This is a genomic window from Oleiphilus sp. HI0067 (assembly GCF_001635735.1).
Map to the genome: position 1 here is coordinate 1 of NZ_LWFI01000130.1, position 688 is coordinate 688.

Genomic DNA, 688 nt, shown 5'->3' on the forward strand with positions numbered 1-688 from the left:
GCTTCTAGTACACGGCTAAAGTCTAGCGCGAAGAAAAGCTCAGACATTGAGTGAGGCTCACCGACAATGCCACTGAATGTAGTAATACCTAGAATCGAAGAAACGATAGAGATCGCCAGCATGCTGACTACAATAGAACCAGTAATTTTGCGGTAATCCAAAGCAATAATAAGAAGTAAACCAAGGCCAGCTAGAAGTGGACCTGGAGAAGCAAGATCACCTAAAGTCAAAAGCGTTGCAGGATGATCAGCAATAATACCCGCGTTCTTCAAACCGATAATGGTTAAGAAAAGGCCGATACCAACAGTAATACCGTGACGCAAACAACCCGGAATTGAATGTAGAATCCATTCACGAATTTTGAATGCAGATAACAAGAAGAAAATAACACCAGAAATCAAAACTGCTGCAAGAGCCTGTTCCCACGTGTATCCCATGCCACCAACAACGGCAAATGCGAAAAACGCATTCAGACCCATACCTGGAGCAAGACCTGCAGGGAAGTTAGCCCACAAACCCATCAAGATACAGCCTACTGCTGCTGCAACCGCAGTTGCTGTAAATACTGCTTCTTTTGGCATACCCGCTGCAGACATGATGTCTGGGTTAGCAAAAAGAATATAAGACATGGTCAAGAAAGTAGTCAGGCCGGCTACAATTTCTACCTTAATTGTTGTTTGGTGCTCTT

Annotated in this window: 1 protein-coding gene; it reads right to left on the minus strand. The window is 44.0% G+C overall.

Features of this window, described 5'->3' with window-relative positions; all coding sequences use genetic code 11:
* Window positions 1-671 (minus strand): solute carrier family 23 protein (locus tag A3739_RS01760; protein WP_369821074.1); only part of this gene is annotated, 671 nt, incomplete at its 3' end.
* Between the last annotated feature and the right edge of the window lie 17 nt (window positions 672-688).